15 protein-coding genes are annotated in these 15,228 nt (G+C 55.1%); 5 read left to right on the top strand and 10 right to left on the bottom strand.

Annotated elements, in window-relative coordinates:
* The first annotated feature begins 87 nt into the window (after window positions 1–87).
* Window positions 88–1,440 (top strand): class II 3-deoxy-7-phosphoheptulonate synthase, encoded by a 1,353-nt coding sequence (locus MMC1_RS07205; RefSeq protein ID WP_011713074.1) that lies wholly within the window; start codon window positions 88–90, stop codon window positions 1,438–1,440.
* 101 nt (window positions 1,441–1,541) lie between these two features.
* Here MMC1_RS07205 and MMC1_RS07200 read toward each other — a convergent pair whose 3' ends face one another.
* Window positions 1,542–3,383, bottom strand: a complete 1,842-nt coding sequence (locus MMC1_RS07200; protein ID WP_011713073.1) for an SLC13 family permease — start codon at window positions 3,381–3,383, stop codon at window positions 1,542–1,544.
* Window positions 3,384–3,614: 231 nt separating this feature from the next.
* Here MMC1_RS07200 and MMC1_RS07195 point away from each other — a divergent pair, with 231 nt between their 5' ends.
* Complete coding sequence (locus MMC1_RS07195; protein ID WP_011713072.1) at window positions 3,615–3,986, top strand: hypothetical protein; 372 nt, start codon at window positions 3,615–3,617, stop codon at window positions 3,984–3,986.
* 5 nt (window positions 3,987–3,991) lie between these two features.
* Here MMC1_RS07195 and MMC1_RS07190 read toward each other — a convergent pair whose 3' ends face one another.
* The 7 genes from MMC1_RS07190 to MMC1_RS19780 form a co-directional block, all read right to left on the bottom strand.
* Window positions 3,992–4,765 (bottom strand): DUF4126 family protein, encoded by a 774-nt coding sequence (locus MMC1_RS07190; protein WP_011713071.1) that lies wholly within the window; start codon window positions 4,763–4,765, stop codon window positions 3,992–3,994.
* Window positions 4,766–4,909: 144 nt separating this feature from the next.
* Window positions 4,910–5,782 carry a glucose-1-phosphate thymidylyltransferase RfbA gene (rfbA, locus tag MMC1_RS07185; protein WP_011713070.1) on the bottom strand — a complete coding sequence of 291 codons (873 nt, stop codon included), beginning with the start codon at window positions 5,780–5,782 and terminating at the stop codon, window positions 4,910–4,912.
* The gene (gene rfbB, locus MMC1_RS07180) at window positions 5,779–6,843 is read right to left on the bottom strand and encodes a dTDP-glucose 4,6-dehydratase (RefSeq protein ID WP_011713069.1); all 1,065 of its coding nucleotides are present in this window, start codon (window positions 6,841–6,843) and stop codon (window positions 5,779–5,781) included. Before rfbB ends, rfbA begins: the two co-directional genes overlap by 4 nt.
* A 262-nt stretch (window positions 6,844–7,105) precedes the next feature.
* Complete coding sequence (locus MMC1_RS07175; protein ID WP_011713068.1) at window positions 7,106–8,278, bottom strand: GGDEF domain-containing protein; 1,173 nt, start codon at window positions 8,276–8,278, stop codon at window positions 7,106–7,108.
* A gap of 12 nt (window positions 8,279–8,290) precedes the next feature.
* Window positions 8,291–9,118 (bottom strand): carbon-nitrogen hydrolase family protein, encoded by an 828-nt coding sequence (locus MMC1_RS07170; RefSeq protein ID WP_011713067.1) that lies wholly within the window; start codon window positions 9,116–9,118, stop codon window positions 8,291–8,293.
* Between the two features lie 19 nt (window positions 9,119–9,137).
* Entirely contained in the window at window positions 9,138–9,395 is a 258-nt protein-coding gene (grxC, locus tag MMC1_RS07165; RefSeq protein ID WP_011713066.1) for a glutaredoxin 3, read from the bottom strand.
* 221 nt (window positions 9,396–9,616) lie between these two features.
* Entirely contained in the window at window positions 9,617–10,345 is a 729-nt protein-coding gene (locus tag MMC1_RS19780; RefSeq protein WP_011713065.1) for a ComF family protein, read from the bottom strand.
* 73 nt (window positions 10,346–10,418) lie between these two features.
* Here MMC1_RS19780 and MMC1_RS07155 point away from each other — a divergent pair, with 73 nt between their 5' ends.
* The gene (locus MMC1_RS07155) at window positions 10,419–11,324 is read left to right on the top strand and encodes a methyltransferase domain-containing protein (protein WP_011713064.1); all 906 of its coding nucleotides are present in this window, start codon (window positions 10,419–10,421) and stop codon (window positions 11,322–11,324) included.
* Between the two features lie 201 nt (window positions 11,325–11,525).
* Window positions 11,526–12,956 carry a GGDEF domain-containing response regulator gene (locus MMC1_RS07150; RefSeq protein ID WP_011713063.1) on the top strand — a complete coding sequence of 477 codons (1,431 nt, stop codon included), beginning with the start codon at window positions 11,526–11,528 and terminating at the stop codon, window positions 12,954–12,956.
* A 40-nt stretch (window positions 12,957–12,996) separates the two neighbouring features.
* On the opposite strand, the gene MMC1_RS07145 is transcribed toward MMC1_RS07150, so the two are convergent.
* Both MMC1_RS07145 and MMC1_RS07140 read right to left on the bottom strand, forming a co-directional pair.
* Entirely contained in the window at window positions 12,997–13,440 is a 444-nt protein-coding gene (locus tag MMC1_RS07145; protein ID WP_049757636.1) for a (deoxy)nucleoside triphosphate pyrophosphohydrolase, read from the bottom strand.
* Window positions 13,441–13,468: 28 nt separating this feature from the next.
* Complete coding sequence (locus MMC1_RS07140; RefSeq protein ID WP_011713061.1) at window positions 13,469–13,906, bottom strand: hypothetical protein; 438 nt, start codon at window positions 13,904–13,906, stop codon at window positions 13,469–13,471.
* 87 nt (window positions 13,907–13,993) lie between these two features.
* Between MMC1_RS07140 and argJ the strand changes: the two genes are divergently transcribed.
* Window positions 13,994–15,211: a bifunctional glutamate N-acetyltransferase/amino-acid acetyltransferase ArgJ gene (argJ, locus tag MMC1_RS07135; RefSeq protein ID WP_041640958.1), complete on the top strand. Its 1,218-nt coding sequence runs from the start codon at window positions 13,994–13,996 to the stop codon at window positions 15,209–15,211.
* Window positions 15,212–15,228 lie beyond the last annotated feature (17 nt).

Genomic DNA, 15,228 nt, shown 5'->3' with positions numbered 1-15,228 from the left:
AAACTTCCGCGACTAACGTGCAACTCGACTGCCTTGTTCATCCATAGAATTGGGCTTTAATCCGACCCATTACTTGAGGATTTCACTGTGTCCAACCCGTGGCAACCCGACTCCTGGCGCAAATTTAACGCTCTGCAACAGCCTGAGTGGCCCAATCAGGACGAACTCCAACAGGTGTGCAAAAACCTGAGCAGCTATCCGCCGCTGGTGTTCGCCGGTGAGGTTCGCTCACTTTCTGGCCATCTCAAGCGGGTGGCCAATGGCAAAGCGTTTTTACTGCAAGGGGGCGATTGTGCCGAATCCTTTGGGGAGTTTAATGCCAACGCCATTCGCGACAAGCTCAAAATCCTGCTGCAAATGGCGGTTATTTTGACCTATGGCGGCGGGCGTCCCATCGTCAAGGTTGGGCGCATTGCCGGCCAGTTTGCCAAACCCCGCTCCAGCCCAACCGAAACCCAAGGGGATCAAACCCTACCCAGTTTCCGTGGGGAGATGGTCAACGATCCCGATTTTTCCGAATCCTCCCGCAACCCAGAGCCCAACCGTCTGGAACGGGTCTATTTTCAGTCGGCCAGTACTCTTAACCTGCTACGCGCCTTTACCAGTGGTGGTTTTGCCGATCTGCATAGTCTAAACAACTGGACCCGCGATTTTGTAAGCAACAGCCCCCAAGGCAAGCGCTACGCCGAAATCGCCGACAAACTGACGGACGCCCTTAAATTCATGGATACCGTGGGGATTAACTCCACCAACACCCCGGTGTTGCATGAGGTGGAGTATTTTACCAGCCACGAGGCGCTCATTCTCGATTATGAGCAGGCCCTCACCCGTGAGGATTCCCTGACCAATGAGTACTATTGCTGCTCGGCCCACATGTTGTGGATTGGCGAGCGCACCCGCCAGTTGGATGGTGCCCATGTGGAGTTTTTGCGCGGGGTGAAAAATCCCATTGGTGTCAAACTGGGTCCCAGCGCCACCGCCGAAGATGCCTTGCGCCTGTGCGATGCGCTGAATCCTCAGAATATACCCGGACGCCTCACCTTTATTACCCGCTTTGGGCACAATAAAGTGGAAGAGAATCTGCCAAAACTGATCCGCAGCATCAAACAGGCCGGTCGCTCCGTGATTTGGAGTTGTGACCCCATGCATGGCAATACCTTTACCGCCAGCAGCGGTTACAAAACCCGCAATGTGGACCATGTTATGTCGGAAATTCGCTCCTTTTTTGCGGTGCATAAAGCCGAAGGCACCTGCCCAGGCGGCGTACACTTTGAGCTCACCGGTGACGCGGTGACGGAGTGTGTGGGCGGCTCGCACCAAGTGACCGAGGCCCATCTGCCTGAGCGTTACGAGACCACCTGTGACCCCCGTCTCAACGCCACCCAGAGCCTGGATATTGCCTTTTTGATCACAGAGACGCTGCAAGACTTCAAAAAATAAGGCAGACATCTCGCTGAACCAAACGAGGGCGGATTATTAAGATCCGCCCTCGTTTTTTTAGACCTGTTTTAGCCCTACCCCGTTACCTGCGGCCCAAGGGTTTAGGGGGTGAATGGAAAAAATAGTGGCACACAGAGCAGCGTGACCACCATCACCAACACCTGCAAGGGCACACCAATCTTAACAAAGTCATTAAAGCGATAGTTGCCCGGCCCCAGCACCAAGGTGTTGACGGGGGAAGCGACGGGGGTTGCAAAGGCCGTGGAGGCCGCAATGGCAACGGTCATCAAGAGGGGATAGGGCGAAACCGCTAGCCCCTGTGCGGCACCAATGGCGATGGGGGCAATCAACACTGTGGTGGCGGTGTTGGAGATAAACTGGCTAAACAGGGTGGTGATTAAAAACAGACCCGCCATCATAACCATAGGGCTCATATCTCCCACTCCATCGAGCAACAACCCCACGATCAACTCGGCCCCACCACTTTTTTGCAAGGCGGTGGCCATGGGCAGCATACCGGCGATGAGAATCAGCGACTCCCAGCGGATGGATTGATAAGCCTCCTCCATGGTTAAACAGCGTAGCATCACCATGGCCACGGCGGCCAACATGACGGTTGCCACGGTGGGTAAGAGTTTTAAACCCAAGGCGACCAGCATCAATGCCACAATGGCCAACGCGATCCAGGAACGCTCCCGCGCGGGGACCACCTCATCCACCTCTTTGGGCAGGCTCATCACCATAAAATCTTTGCCCCGCACACCTAACAACTGGAGCTGCGACCAATTGCCCCCTACCAAAAGGGCGTCGCCACACTGCAACACGGTTTCACTGCTCGGGGCTGGCAGTGCCACACCCAACCGTTTGACCCCCAACACACTCAAGCCATAGCGCTTACGAAATTGCACTTCTGCCAATGATTTACCATTGATACGCGACCCCGGCGGGATCAACACCTCGGCAATGCCCAAAGCCAAAGCCATATGGGTAATGTGTTGTTCCTGCATGGGCAAGGCGCGTAACCCCTGCTGCTGCTCTACCAACCCCATCTGATCAGGGTTGTTGCAGACCATGTAGAGTTGGTCGCCCTGCATCAATGGGGTATGCGAGAGCGCGGGCAAAAACCGCATGTGACCAAACCGCCCAGCACGCTCAATGCCCATGAGGGTGCAGTTGTAGCGGGTGCGAAAATGCACCTCCGAGACCGACTGTCCAATCAATGCTGAACCGGGCTCCACCTGCATCCGCTTCATGCGGCTGCGCACTTGATAGCCCTCGGCCATCTCCCGTCGGGTTTGACGTTCACTCTGCTCTTCGCTGCGGGCCAGCCGCCGGTCGGGCAGTAAAAAACGCCCGGCCACCACCATGTAGAGCATCGTGACCACCAGCACCGCCAGACCAATGGGGGTAAATTCAAAAAAGCCAAATGGCTTTAAACCCGCATGCACCAGGGCCTGACTGGCGACCATGTTGGGGGGCGTGCCAATCAGCGTAAGCATGCCGCCAATCAGCGAGCCAAAGGCCAAGGGGATTAATAACCGTGAGGGCGCGATATCCCCCTTTGCCGCTAGGCCCATGGCCACGGGCATAAAAATCGCCACCGCGCCGGTGGAACTCATAAAGGCCGACAAGATGGCCACCGCCACCATTAACAGCAACATTAACCGCACCGGATGGTTCCCCGCTACCTGCATCAAGCGGTTGCCTGCATCGTAAGCAATACCGGTTTTGAACAGACCTTCCCCCACCACAAACAGCGCCGCAATCAACACCACCACCGGGTTGCCAAAACCCGCCAGCGCCTCCTGCATGGTCACTACCCCACTGACGCCCAACACCAGCATCACCCCGATTGCCACCACATCCAGACGCACCCGATCACTGGCAAACAGCACCACTGTGACCCCTAACAAACCGAACACCATGAGCATCTCTAAGTTCACGTAAGCTCCTTTATAACGCCATGTAAACGTAACAATTTATAAGAAACCTTGCGGGCAAGACACTACCCACAGCGTCCTCTTTTTGCAACCACTTTATAAAGATGTCAGGGGGGGCGTAAGCAGCGATTTGGCATACGGGATGAAAAAGTGATTTTTTTGGTTACAGCGCTGGTCATTCGAGGCCGGGGGATGCTAGCATAGCCCACCGTTTACCGCTGGGGAGTGACCACTATGGAATTTTTTGCAACCACGAAAAGCCCTTGGGATGCCCAGCAATTACAAGAGCAGATTACCCCGGCGCGACTGCCGCACTTTTGCAGCGCCATTAGCACCACCCTAGAGAGCGATGCTCAAGGTGGCCGTTACCACACCGACTGGGGGGAATTTGTCATCAGCTGGCAACCCATTCGTGGTGGTCTACGCATGAGCATGCCCACCTGCCCCAATGTGCTAAGCTGGAGCCTAACCACCGGCCTACCCCCAGACCCAAGCCAGCTGGTGGTACATGCCACCATCAACCGCACCGAGCATGACCCCGATTTTATTGAGTCCCTGGATGAATTTGTGGATGCCTGGATTGCGGGCATTTTATCTCATTGTTAAAGGGGTTACTCTTTAAGCAACCGGCTCTTTTCCCGCTCATACTCCCCACGGCTCAAGGCGCCATCATCCAACAGCGCTTTGAGCTTGGCCAAGCGATCCAGGTTGTCCCCCTGCCCCATTGCAGCCACCGGGGAGGCCCTATTGCTCACCACAGCGGCAGGGGGCGCATCCCCGCCCCCGCCAAACAGCCGCCCGATCCAGCGAAACACCCGTTTGATGGCGCCCCATATTTTGGGTAGCAGCCAAGCTGCAAAGATTAAAAAGAGCACCATAGCCGCCAAAAACCAGAGCGGGTGGTGTAGTGCCGCGTAGAGCCCACCAATCACCGCCACATCCTCACCAATGGAGGCCGCCCAGTTGGTAAAGGGCTCAGGGGAACTGTTAATCACCACCCGACTACCCGCCTTGGTGGCGTGGCTGACGGTGGCCATGCCGCCACCCAGAATCGCCGCAGCGAGCTCCATAGGGGCCCCCACCTCACCCACAGCCCCAGCGGCCATCATCGCCCCAGCGGGAATACGCACAAAGGTGTGAATGGTGTCCCAGCCGGTATCTACCCCAGGGGTTTTATCGGCGATAAACTCGACAAAATACATCAGCGAGGCTGCCACCATCACCATGGGGTTGGCCAATATCTGCAAATCTGGCGGGAGCGTAAAGGAACCATTCATGGAGGCAAAACCCAGCACCGCCATGGTGGCATAGAGGTTGATACCACTGGCCCACGAGGCCCCCATGGTTAACGCCAATACCTGGATAATATGTTGATACTGCTCCATCTGGCACCTCATTGGTCGCGTGGTCAGCCCGGTAACAATCGCGGAGCACGATCCTTATTTAACCCGCTTTATGCCCAACCTCTACACCGTGTTTGACTTGGGCTGTTTAGGCATAGCTCGCCCTGGGACTGCAATGGTTGCCCATCAATCGGGCTCTTCACACACCCGCAGCAGATATTGGCCGTAGCCATTTTTTAGATAGGGTTGGGCCAGCGCCCGCAATTGTGCTTGGTCGATCCAGCCCATACGGAAAGAGACCTCTTCTGGACAGGCAATCTTAACCCCTTGTCGTTTATCCAGCGTCTCCACAAAGGTGGCCGCGCGCAGCAGGGAGTCATGGGTACCGGTATCCAGCCAAGCGTAACCCCGCCCCAACCGTTCTACCGACAAAGAGCCCTCGGCAAGGTAGCGGTTGTTCAGATCGGTAATTTCCAACTCCCCCCTAGGGGATGGACGTAGCGCGCGGGCATACTCCACCACATGCTGGTCGTAGCAATAAAGCCCCGTGACAGCATAACGCGATTTTGGCTTCGCCGGTTTCTCTTCAATACCCAACGCCCTACCTTGGCTATCAAAATGCACCACGCCATAGCGCTCTGGATCACTGACCGCATAGGCAAATACGGTGGCCCCTTGCTGCCGCAAGGCAACCCGCTGCAACACCTGCGACAAGTCGTGTCCAAAAAAGATATTATCCCCCAATATCATGGTGCAAGGCTGTCTATCCAAAAAATCTTCTGCAATAATAAATGCTTGCGCCAAACCATCGGGAGAAGGCTGCACCGCATAGGAGAGGGAAACCCCCCAATTTGAGCCATCCCCCAACAACTGCTCAAAACGGGGTGTATCTTGTGGGGTGGAGATGATTAAAATATCCCGGATACCTGCCAACATCAGCGTGGTCAGGGGGTAATAGATCATCGGTTTATCATAGATCGGTAAGAGCTGCTTAGAGATCGGTATGGTCACCGGGTGCAGCCGGGTGCCGGATCCACCAGCAAGGACAATCCCCTTCATGCGCGCGCCCCTTGTTTGTCTAGTAAGCCTAAGCGTTGCTCTGCCACCCCGCGGATCTGCTCTACCCACTGGGGGTGCTGCAAATACCACTTTACCGTCTCTCTAAGACCCTGTTCAAAACTGACCGTTGGCTGCCATCCCAGTTGCTCGCTTATCTTACTGGCGTCAATGGCATAGCGAAAATCGTGGCCGGGACGGTCTTGCACAAATGCGATGAGCGAAGCATAGGGCTTTTCCCTAGGCTGCAATTCATCCAAAAGGGTGCAGAGGGTTTGAACCACCGTCAGGTTACTACGCTCAGCCCCACCGCCAATATTATAGGTTTGCCCCACCTGCCCCTGGGCTAACACCTGTCGCAGCGCCCGAGCATGGTCTGCCACATAGAGCCAGTCGCGCACATTGCTACCTTGACCATAGACGGGCAAAGGCTTTCCCGCTAGGGCATTTAAAATCATCAATGGAATTAATTTTTCCGGAAATTGGTAGGGTCCATAATTATTGGAACAATTGGTAATCAGGGTCGGCAGGCCATAGGTGGTATACCACGCCCGCACCAGATGGTCCGAAGCCGCTTTGCTGGCCGAATAGGGTGAGCTGGGGGCATAGGGGGTCTGTTCCGTAAAGAGCCCTTGCTCCCCTAAAGCGCCATACACCTCATCGGTGGAGACATGTAAAAAACGAAAGGTTTGTTGTTTGGCGGGCGCGGTTTGCACCCAATAGGCCCGAGCCGACTCCAGCAGTACAGCCGTACCCATCACATTGGTCTGTACAAAAGTAAGAGGACCATCAATGGAGCGGTCCACATGGCTTTCTGCGGCCAAATGTACCACCGCATCAGGCTGCTCTTGCACAAACAGTTGGCTCATGGCCCCTCGGTCACAGATATCAGCCTGCACAAAACGATAGTTTGGCCGCGCGGCGACCGGTGCCAATGAAGCCAGATTGCCCGAATAGGTTAAGAGATCCACCATAACCACCGAGCACTCTGCCTGTGTCACCAGCTGCCTAACCAACTCCGAGCCAATAAAACCGGCACCACCCGTAACCAATACCTTTTGCATACTCCAACACTCCTTGTTGTTGTTGGGCCATAACCCAACCTATGCAAGGGACGTGCGCAATTCCACCGTGTTGTCGTAAATTGGCCCCATTACAGGATTTAAGGAAAAGGATAGCAGCGTTTTCACAAGATCACCGCGGCGTGCCTAGGGTACAAAGGGTATGATCGGTGCCGCTGCGTGTCAGGGCCCCCCGGTCAGAGCCTGAAAGCCTTCATCACGTGCAGGTTGGGGAGGGTATGCCTATGATTAACCAGCCAGCGTGTTATATAAATAGCCCGCTGGGTGTCATATCTTCTTCATTATCACCAAAGCAGATACGGTTTTTACCACTTTGCTTGGCGAGATACATGCGCTTATCTGCCAGCTCAATGAGGGACTCCAAATCTTTAGCCTGATCGCTTATGAGCTCGGCCAGACCCAAACTGGCGGTCACCGGGGCACCGTCCGGGCGCAACCCCAGCCCCACATCCGCCAAACGATCCTGTACATAGACAATCTCTTCAGCCTTGGTGTTGGGCAATACCGCAATAAACTCCTCCCCACCCCAGCGCACCAGAAAATCCACCCGTCGCATGCTCGTCAGGATCGCAGAAGCGGCCTGTTTTAATACCTCATCTCCGCGATCATGGCCGTAGGCATCATTGATGGATTTAAAGTTATCCAGATCAATAAACATGAGCGACAAAGGGGTTTTACTGCGTTCGGCCAACAAAAAATATTTTTCCATCAACTCCAGACCTGTGCCCCGTGTGTAGGCGGTCGTGAGGGGATCATGGGAGGATTTATGGATAATCTCGCTAAAAAAGTGCAACTGGCTCATGGCCGAGATTAGCGTCACCCCGCCAATTAACGCCAATAACCAAATCAATCCCAAATGGGCATCGCTACTGATGGTGCCAAAATCATTGGAGCCAATAAAGATCTCGGCAGCCATGGCTGGCACCATAAAGAGAATCCCCTCCAGGGCGGTCAGCGGAAACACCCCCAACCCCGCCACCATAACAAAGGGGAGAAAGGCGTAACCCGTTACCAAGGAGCGGGCCATCTCGGAAAGCTGCAAGGGATATTCAGAGAAGAGCGCATGGGAGTAGATAAAAAAGAGCAACGGGATGGTGAGCATGGCCAACAGCCCTACATAGGCATCCCGCAGGCGGTCGGAGCGGTGAAAAACCACCGACAACGCACCAAATGAACCGGCGGCAATGAGACGCGCCACCGCCAGTGCGGGCCACATCTCCTGCGGCAGAAACAGCAGATCCAAAACCACCCACAACGGGGTAAGAATGGCAAAAATAGCCGAGACCAAACGTAAACGAGAGATCATCAGCACAGCGCGCTGCGCATCAATCAATTCGGAGTGGTAGCCGGGGAGCAACAGACCCAGCGGGTTGGTTTGGGTCTCGCCAAGCAGCTTTGCAAGCAACTTTTGTAACATAGCCCCCCCACTCTAAAAAGATAACACCCGATGCTGCAAACAGGGAATTTGTGACCGGCAGCGTGCAACCCGTGCGGGGTCTAGCGGTGCCAGCGCATAGCCTTCGCCATCGGCCACCCGCGCAACCACGCTGCCCCAGGGCTCTACGATCATGGAGCTGCCATAGGTTTTACGGTTGCCTGGATGCCGCCCCCACTGATTGGGCGCCAACAGGTGGCAGAAGTTTTCAACCGCCCGCGCCCGTAGCAGCAGCTCCCAATGCACCTGCCCCGTGGTTAACGTGAAAGCCGCTGGCACGGTGAAAATTTCCGCACCGGCATCGGTAAGGGCACGGTAAAGCTCGGGAAAACGCAGATCATAGCAGATCGAGAGACCAATGCGACCGAAGGGGCTATCCACCACCACAGGCTGGCTACCTGCCCGGATCATGTCTGACTCCCGATAGCCTTCACCACCGTTTAGGGTAACATCAAACAGGTGAATTTTGTCATAGCGGGCCACCACCTGCCCCTGGTCATTGACCACAAAGCTGCTATTGGCAACCCGCTGCGATTCTCCCACATCGGTGGGGATCGAACCCGCCACCACCCAAGCCCCATGGCGCTGGGCAAAAGCCTGTACCATCCTTAGACTTGGGCCATGTTGCGGGTCTTCCTGATGCGCCAATTTCTCTTTTTCATCTGCCCCAAAAAAGGAGAAATTTTCTGGCAACACCAAAAGCTTGGCTCCTGCCGTAGCCGCCTCTTCCAGCAACTGTTCGGCCCGCATAAGATTATGCACACGGTCATTACCGCTGTTGGTCTGGATAACCGCGGCCAATACCCCTTGAGCCTCGCTCATGTAACGCTCCCCAACCGAATTACAGCCCCAATAGAGGATCTAACTCACCATCCAATTCCAGCTCATACAGATCGTCGCAGCCCCCCACATGCCGATCCCCAATAAAAATTTGTGGCACCGTACGGCGCCCCCCCGACTTTGCAAGCATTTCATCCCGGCGGTCGGGCTGTTTATCGAGATTAATCTCGGTAAAATCCACGCCTTTTTTCTTAAACAGCTGCTTAGCACGCACGCAAAAGGGGCAGATGGTGGTGGAGTAGATGGTAATATCAGCCATGCTTAATCCTTACGGTTCTGTCTATAAGAGTACCGCCAAAGAGGGATCTTCCCTCCTAGAGCTCGCCTAGTGATGCGCACAAGCACCGCTTGGGGCATCAAAAAAACCGACAAATCCAGCGGATTTGTCCGCATAAATGTTGAAGTTGTTCATCCTACTTGCTGATTATATAAATGTAAACGATACTCCGCAGCACTTCTTGCCCCCCCCGGCCAGCCTGTTCATCCACCATAACGGGCGGTATCGCGCATCGCTTTGGCCAACACCATGACCGTAACCTGCCCAACACCCGATTTTTTGAGTGCTGCCGCAGCCTCTCGCACCGTGGCACCGGTGGTCATGGTATCATCCACCAGCAGCAGGTGCTCCGCGACCGCTCGCTCACCCCATTGAGCTCGAAAAACCCCGCGCATATTGGCCTCGCGGGCTTTGCGGTCCAGCCGGGTTTGGGGCAATGTCGCCACAGGCCGAAACAGCAAATCGGTAAGCAAGGGACGCCGTAGAGCCTTTGCTAAAGGCTTGGCCAGCAACGCCGCCTGATTAAAACCTCGTTTTCTTAGACGCTCTTCATGCAGCGGCACAGGCACCACCCCATCCACCTGCAATCCTTGCAGCTCACGGCCCAAACGAGCCCAACCCCAATGTGCGGCCATCGCCCCCCAGCGGCTTTTATCGGCAAATTTAGCCCCCAACAATAGCAGCGAGATGGGGGGCTCATAAGGGAACGCACACAAGGTCCGATCTTGCATCACCCCCACGCCCTGGCAGTGACCACAGCCGTTGGCCAAACTCATGGTCACCTCCTCACCACAGCGCCCACAAAGTTGGCTGGACAAGGTAGGTAGGCTGAGCCAGCACCCCTGGCAAAGGCTATATTTATCGCCCACATCAACCCCACACAGAGGGCAGTGATTGGGCAGTAACAGATTGAGCAGCGGATGATCCAACATCCCTTGCACCTTTGGTTAAGGATTTGCACCATAAGCACACTTACACTGCGACCCATTGTATGAGGAGTTTATCATGGAGCCCATGGTTCAAATGCCCGCACCCCTAGCCGCCCGCATTGATCCCCGCCGGGTACGCAGACTGCTGCAACGGGCGTTACCCCATGCACCGCTCCAAGATGGCCCGGTGGTGGAGAGTGCGCAAGTGCTGGTAGAACGCCTTGCCGAGCTGCGCATTACCCCCAAACGGCTCCTGCTGCTGGGCAGCCGCGACCTCATTTTAAGCCAAGCGCTTCAGCACCAATGGCCCAAAGCGCATGTGGTTACACAAGTCCTAGAGCATGGCTGGGCAACCCGCTTGCGCCCGCCCCCCAGCCGGGGTCTGTTTAAAACCACCCACGCCCCCTATCTCTGTGCAGATTTAACCGAGCTCCCCTATGCCGACAGCAGCTTTGATGGGGTAATCTCTAACCTAACCCTGCACTGGAGCCCCGACCCCAGCCGTACCCTAGCGGAGATCCGCCGGGTATTACGGGGGAACGGTTTTTTATTGAGCTCCCAACCCGGTGCAGACAACTTTCGCGAACTGCGCAGCGCCCTTGCCCAGTTGGACCAAACCCACTATGGACGCATCTTCCCGCGTTTACCCCGGGGCGTAGATATTCAACAGGTGGGGGATTTGCTGGCCAGCAGCGGCTACACGCTACCCTTTACCGACAAAGAGTCGGCTAACTTTCCCATCCCCGATCTGGCCACCTTGCTCGAAGAGTTCCGTGGCATGGGAACCGGCAACCCCCACCAGCAACGCCCGTTGGGTTTAGCCCCGCGTAGATGGTTGCACGAGCTGGAACACCTCTACCGACAACAACAACAGTGCGGCCCCAACGACCCCCTACCCGTGCAATTAGAGATTATCTTTGCCGTCGGATGGAAAGCCCCAGACCCATCGGGCAACAACCTTAAACTGCCGCCCAGCCCCTAATATTTATGGCGTCCAAAACGGTCATTTTGCCTTAGCCCAGGCCTTTTGCACAAAAATAGAACGAAAAGCGTTCCTATTTTGTCCTAAAGCCATTTTTCCGTTTACTTCGGGGGGGAAGTGCATAGACTGGATAGTATGTTATGGGTTTTATTCCTTACACTTTTGTCTAACTGGCGTATACATTTATGAGTATGTCTTATAATGACTGATCTTGGCTCGCCAACGGATACCGACCTTCTGAAATCCTTAACCGTACTGTATGCGGAGGATAATGAAGAGATTCGCGATCAACTCTGCATTTTCCTTAGACGCAGGGTCGGTACCCTGTTGACCGCAGACAATGGCGAATCTGGCTTGGCACTCTATCGTCAAGCCAAACCCGACATGATCATTACCGATATTCTTATGCCCAAGATGGATGGCCTTTCCATGGCCCGCGCCATCCGCAATGACGACACCCAAACCCCCATTATCGTCACCACCGCGTATAATGACGAAAACTTTTTTATGCGGGCCATTGAGCTGAGCATTGATCAATATGTGCTCAAACCTACCGATCCTTACCAGTTAATCAATGCGGTGTTGCGCTGTGGACGCAACCTCTGGCGTCAGCGTGAACGCGAAGCCGCCAACCAATATGCCCGCTTTTTGTTGGACATTCAGACCAACCCCCTCGCCGTGATCAACGAAGGCGCCATTGAGCACCTAAATAAAGCCTTTATTCAGTTTTTAGGGGTTGAAGATCTGGCTGCCTTTCGTGAACAGCAAAAATCTGGGCTGGATATCCTGCTTATTTTAGGGGAGCGCAGTTACTCCCTAACCAAAGAGAGCGCCCAGATCAGTAACGCCCTGCTGGAAGCAGGAGATGCCCAAGCGATTGTTTACCTACGTTGCGCAGGGGGCGGCTGTCAAGCGCTTAAAAAACAAGATGACCTGCAACGCAGTGTTGAGTTACGTCCCTTTGCGGCCTCAGTCAACCTTTTAGAGGGCCACAATAAGCTGGTGTTTACCTTTGCTGATATTGCCAGTATCGAATCCCATATGCGTAAGTTAGAAGAGATCGCCTTTACCGATGGCTTAACCGGCGTTGCCAACCGTGCCAGTCTCCAACAAATCCTCAATGCCGAGATGCAGCGAAGTCGGCGCCATGGCGGCACCTTCTCCATTATCCTCTTTGACATTGACCACTTTAAGCAGGTTAATGACAACTTTGGTCACCAAGTTGGGGATGATGTGCTACGCCTACTCGCCAGCACCATTGCCGATAATCTACGGGCCACCGATACCATCGCCCGTTGGGGGGGCGAAGAGTTTATGGTGGTCTGTCCAGAGATCAATATTGAAGCCGCCCACCGGCTGGCCGAAAAGCTACGCCAACTCATTGAGCACATTACCTTTCCCGAGGTCAAGCAGATCACCAGCAGCTTTGGTGTTACGCAGTTTCAAAAAAACGATCAATCCCGCAGCTTGACCCAACGAGCCGATTGCGCCCTCTATCGGGCTAAGGAGGGGGGCCGCAACCGCGTAGAACAAGAAGCCCCCGCCCCTGACGAGAATAACGACACCCCCACCAACACCGCCCTAGGAGATCATTCCAGAGCCGATCTCCACCCCCCTTCGCTTAGAACTTAGAGCCGCCGCCCCAACTGCACGGCGGCCCTTTTGCCCTAGACTAAGGGTAAGTCAACCCCTGTTCGGCAAACAGTTGCGCAAGCAAGGGTAGGTCCGCAGGGGGAAACGTCAGTTGGCGCAAGCTGGGCAGTTCAAACCACGCTACCGCATGCACATCCAACGCCTGTGGAGTGCCGTAAAAACGGCCTACCCGAAACAGCGGCATAAGCAGATGAAAGGTGCCATAATCATGGGAAACGAAGGCCCACGGAGTGAGCGCCTCGATCTGTAGCCCCACTTCCTCTTCAATCTCCCGTACCAGGGCCTGTTCGGGGCTTTCACCCGGATGCAACTTGCCCCCCGGGAACTCCCAGTGCAGCGCCAAGTGCCCCCCACGCTTACGCTGGGTCAACAGCACCCGATTCTCTTGCATGATCAGCGCAGCCGAGACCAATAAGAGGGGCTTTTCTGCATCCTTGTTTTTGTGGCTCCCCCCTTGTTCCATCCTTTTTCGCCCGTTCATGGCAGACCTTTTAGGCCGAAAAAAGACGGGCAATCAGCCCTCTTTTCGGGTGCTCTGACATCTCACACTTGGTGCTCGCTTGTTGCCATTGGGGCACCGGTTGAGGCTGCTCTTTGGAGAAAATCCACCAGGGTAAAATACCGCCGCTGCCCCCGCAGCCACAGCCCGCCCGCTTGGGATGGTAAATTTTTATCAGCCTGGGCTCTTCCTGGCTCTGCACATAGACCATGGTGCTCCAGACCCCTTTTTCCGCGGCCAAGATCTCCTCGACCAAGGTTAGGTAGTGGGCACGGGCAGCTTGTGCGGTGAGTGGCGTATGGGGTTGATCCAGATTTTCCGGCTGAACCGCATACCAATCGCCATGTTGGGCTAGGCGCTCTCCCAGGGCGCGGGCATCTTCCAACCGGAACATGCCATCGAAGGAGCCTTTTAGACGTTCGTTAAACATCAATACTTCCATCCTTGTGCAACTCAGGTCAAAATGGTGTGTTGCTTCACTATATCTGTTTTGTCCCCTTTTGACGAGGCGTTACCTATGGCTGTCGGCACCCCCATTATTCCAGAACTGCCTGCCATTGCGGGTTTTCGTGCCGCTGCGACGGCGTGTGGCATTAAAAAAAATGAGACCCTAGACCTTACCCTGGTCGCCATGCAGGCGGGCACCAGCGTGGCTGGTGTCTATACTAAAAATCGCATCGTTTCCCCCACTGTCACCCTTTGTCGGGACCGGCTTAAGGAGCGCGAAGCCCGTGCTTTGCTGGTTAACTCCGGCAATGCCAATGTGAGCAATGGTCCACAAGGGATGCTGGACGCCCTCTCCAACGGCAAAACGGTAGCCGACCAACTGGGCGTAGAAGATCGCCAAGTCTTCATCTCTTCGACCGGGGTTATTGGCGCCGCACTGCCCGTGCATAAGATTAATGCGGCCATTCCGGGTTTGGTGGAAAATTTACAACCGGGCAATTGGTTACAGGCCGCACGGGGCATTATGACCACCGACACCTTTGCCAAGGTTGCCGTGCGTCACAGCCAGATTGATGGCACCCCTATCACTATGGTGGGCATGGCCAAAGGATCGGGTATGATCCACCCCAACATGGCGACCATGCTGGCCTATCTGTTTACCGATGCCGCCGTTAGTAGCGAGCTGTTGCAAACCCTGCTTAACCGGGCCGTGCAGTTAAGCTTTAATAGCATTACGGTGGATGGGGACTGCTCCACCAACGACACCCTCATGCTGTTTGCCTCTGGGGCCGCGCCACATACCCCCTTGGCAGATGAAGATGACCCACGTCTTGCCCCCTTTGCCGAAATGCTCAATGATCTGGCTATGGAACTGGCCCAGTGGATTGTGCGAGATGGTGAAGGTGCCAGCAAGTTTGTTACCGTACAGGTGCGTGGCGCCCAAGATGAGACCGCTGCCCGGCAAGTGGCCATGAAGGTGGCCACCAGCTCCTTGGTTAAAACCGCCTTTGCGGGTTCTGACCCCAACTGGGGGCGCATCTGTATGGCGGTAGGTTCGGCTGGAATTGCTATTGAAGAGGATCTGATTGATATTTTTCTAGGGGATGTGCAAATCGTTAACCGAGGCCAGCGTGACGCCGCTTATACCGAAGAGCAGGGACAGGCGGTCATGAACGAGGCAGAGATTGGTATTACCATTGATCTCAACCAAGGAGAGGCCCAAGCCACCATCTGGACCTGTGACCTTACCCATGATTATGTGTCGATTAATGCCGACTATCGCAGTTAAGCCCGCAAGATCAAAGC

The organism is Magnetococcus marinus MC-1 (genome assembly GCF_000014865.1).
Lineage (GTDB): Bacteria > Pseudomonadota > Magnetococcia > Magnetococcales > Magnetococcaceae > Magnetococcus > Magnetococcus marinus.
This window is presented reverse-complemented; position numbering and strand designations above follow the sequence as displayed.

What these genes read in the sequence shown, in the direction of transcription:
- MMC1_RS07195 (WP_011713072.1), top strand. Translation starts at nt 3,615, where the DNA reads ATGGAATTTTTTGCAACCACGAAAAGCCCTTGGGATGCCCAGCAATTA.
- MMC1_RS07190 (WP_011713071.1), bottom strand. Translation starts at nt 4,765, where the DNA reads ATGGAGCAGTATCAACATATTATCCAGGTATTGGCGTTAACCATGGGG.
- rfbA (WP_011713070.1), bottom strand. Translation starts at nt 5,782, where the DNA reads ATGAAGGGGATTGTCCTTGCTGGTGGATCCGGCACCCGGCTGCACCCG.
- rfbB (WP_011713069.1), bottom strand. Translation starts at nt 6,843, where the DNA reads ATGCAAAAGGTATTGGTTACGGGTGGTGCCGGTTTTATTGGCTCGGAG.
- MMC1_RS07175 (WP_011713068.1), bottom strand. Translation starts at nt 8,278, where the DNA reads ATGTTACAAAAGTTGCTTGCAAAGCTGCTTGGCGAGACCCAAACCAAC.
- MMC1_RS07170 (WP_011713067.1), bottom strand. Translation starts at nt 9,118, where the DNA reads ATGAGCGAGGCTCAAGGGGTATTGGCCGCGGTTATCCAGACCAACAGC.
- grxC (WP_011713066.1), bottom strand. Translation starts at nt 9,395, where the DNA reads ATGGCTGATATTACCATCTACTCCACCACCATCTGCCCCTTTTGCGTG.
- MMC1_RS19780 (WP_011713065.1), bottom strand. Translation starts at nt 10,345, where the DNA reads ATGTTGGATCATCCGCTGCTCAATCTGTTACTGCCCAATCACTGCCCT.
- MMC1_RS07155 (WP_011713064.1), top strand. Translation starts at nt 10,419, where the DNA reads ATGGAGCCCATGGTTCAAATGCCCGCACCCCTAGCCGCCCGCATTGAT.
- MMC1_RS07150 (WP_011713063.1), top strand. Translation starts at nt 11,526, where the DNA reads ATGACTGATCTTGGCTCGCCAACGGATACCGACCTTCTGAAATCCTTA.
- MMC1_RS07145 (WP_049757636.1), bottom strand. Translation starts at nt 13,440, where the DNA reads ATGGAACAAGGGGGGAGCCACAAAAACAAGGATGCAGAAAAGCCCCTC.
- MMC1_RS07140 (WP_011713061.1), bottom strand. Translation starts at nt 13,906, where the DNA reads ATGTTTAACGAACGTCTAAAAGGCTCCTTCGATGGCATGTTCCGGTTG.
- argJ (WP_041640958.1), top strand. Translation starts at nt 13,994, where the DNA reads ATGGCTGTCGGCACCCCCATTATTCCAGAACTGCCTGCCATTGCGGGT.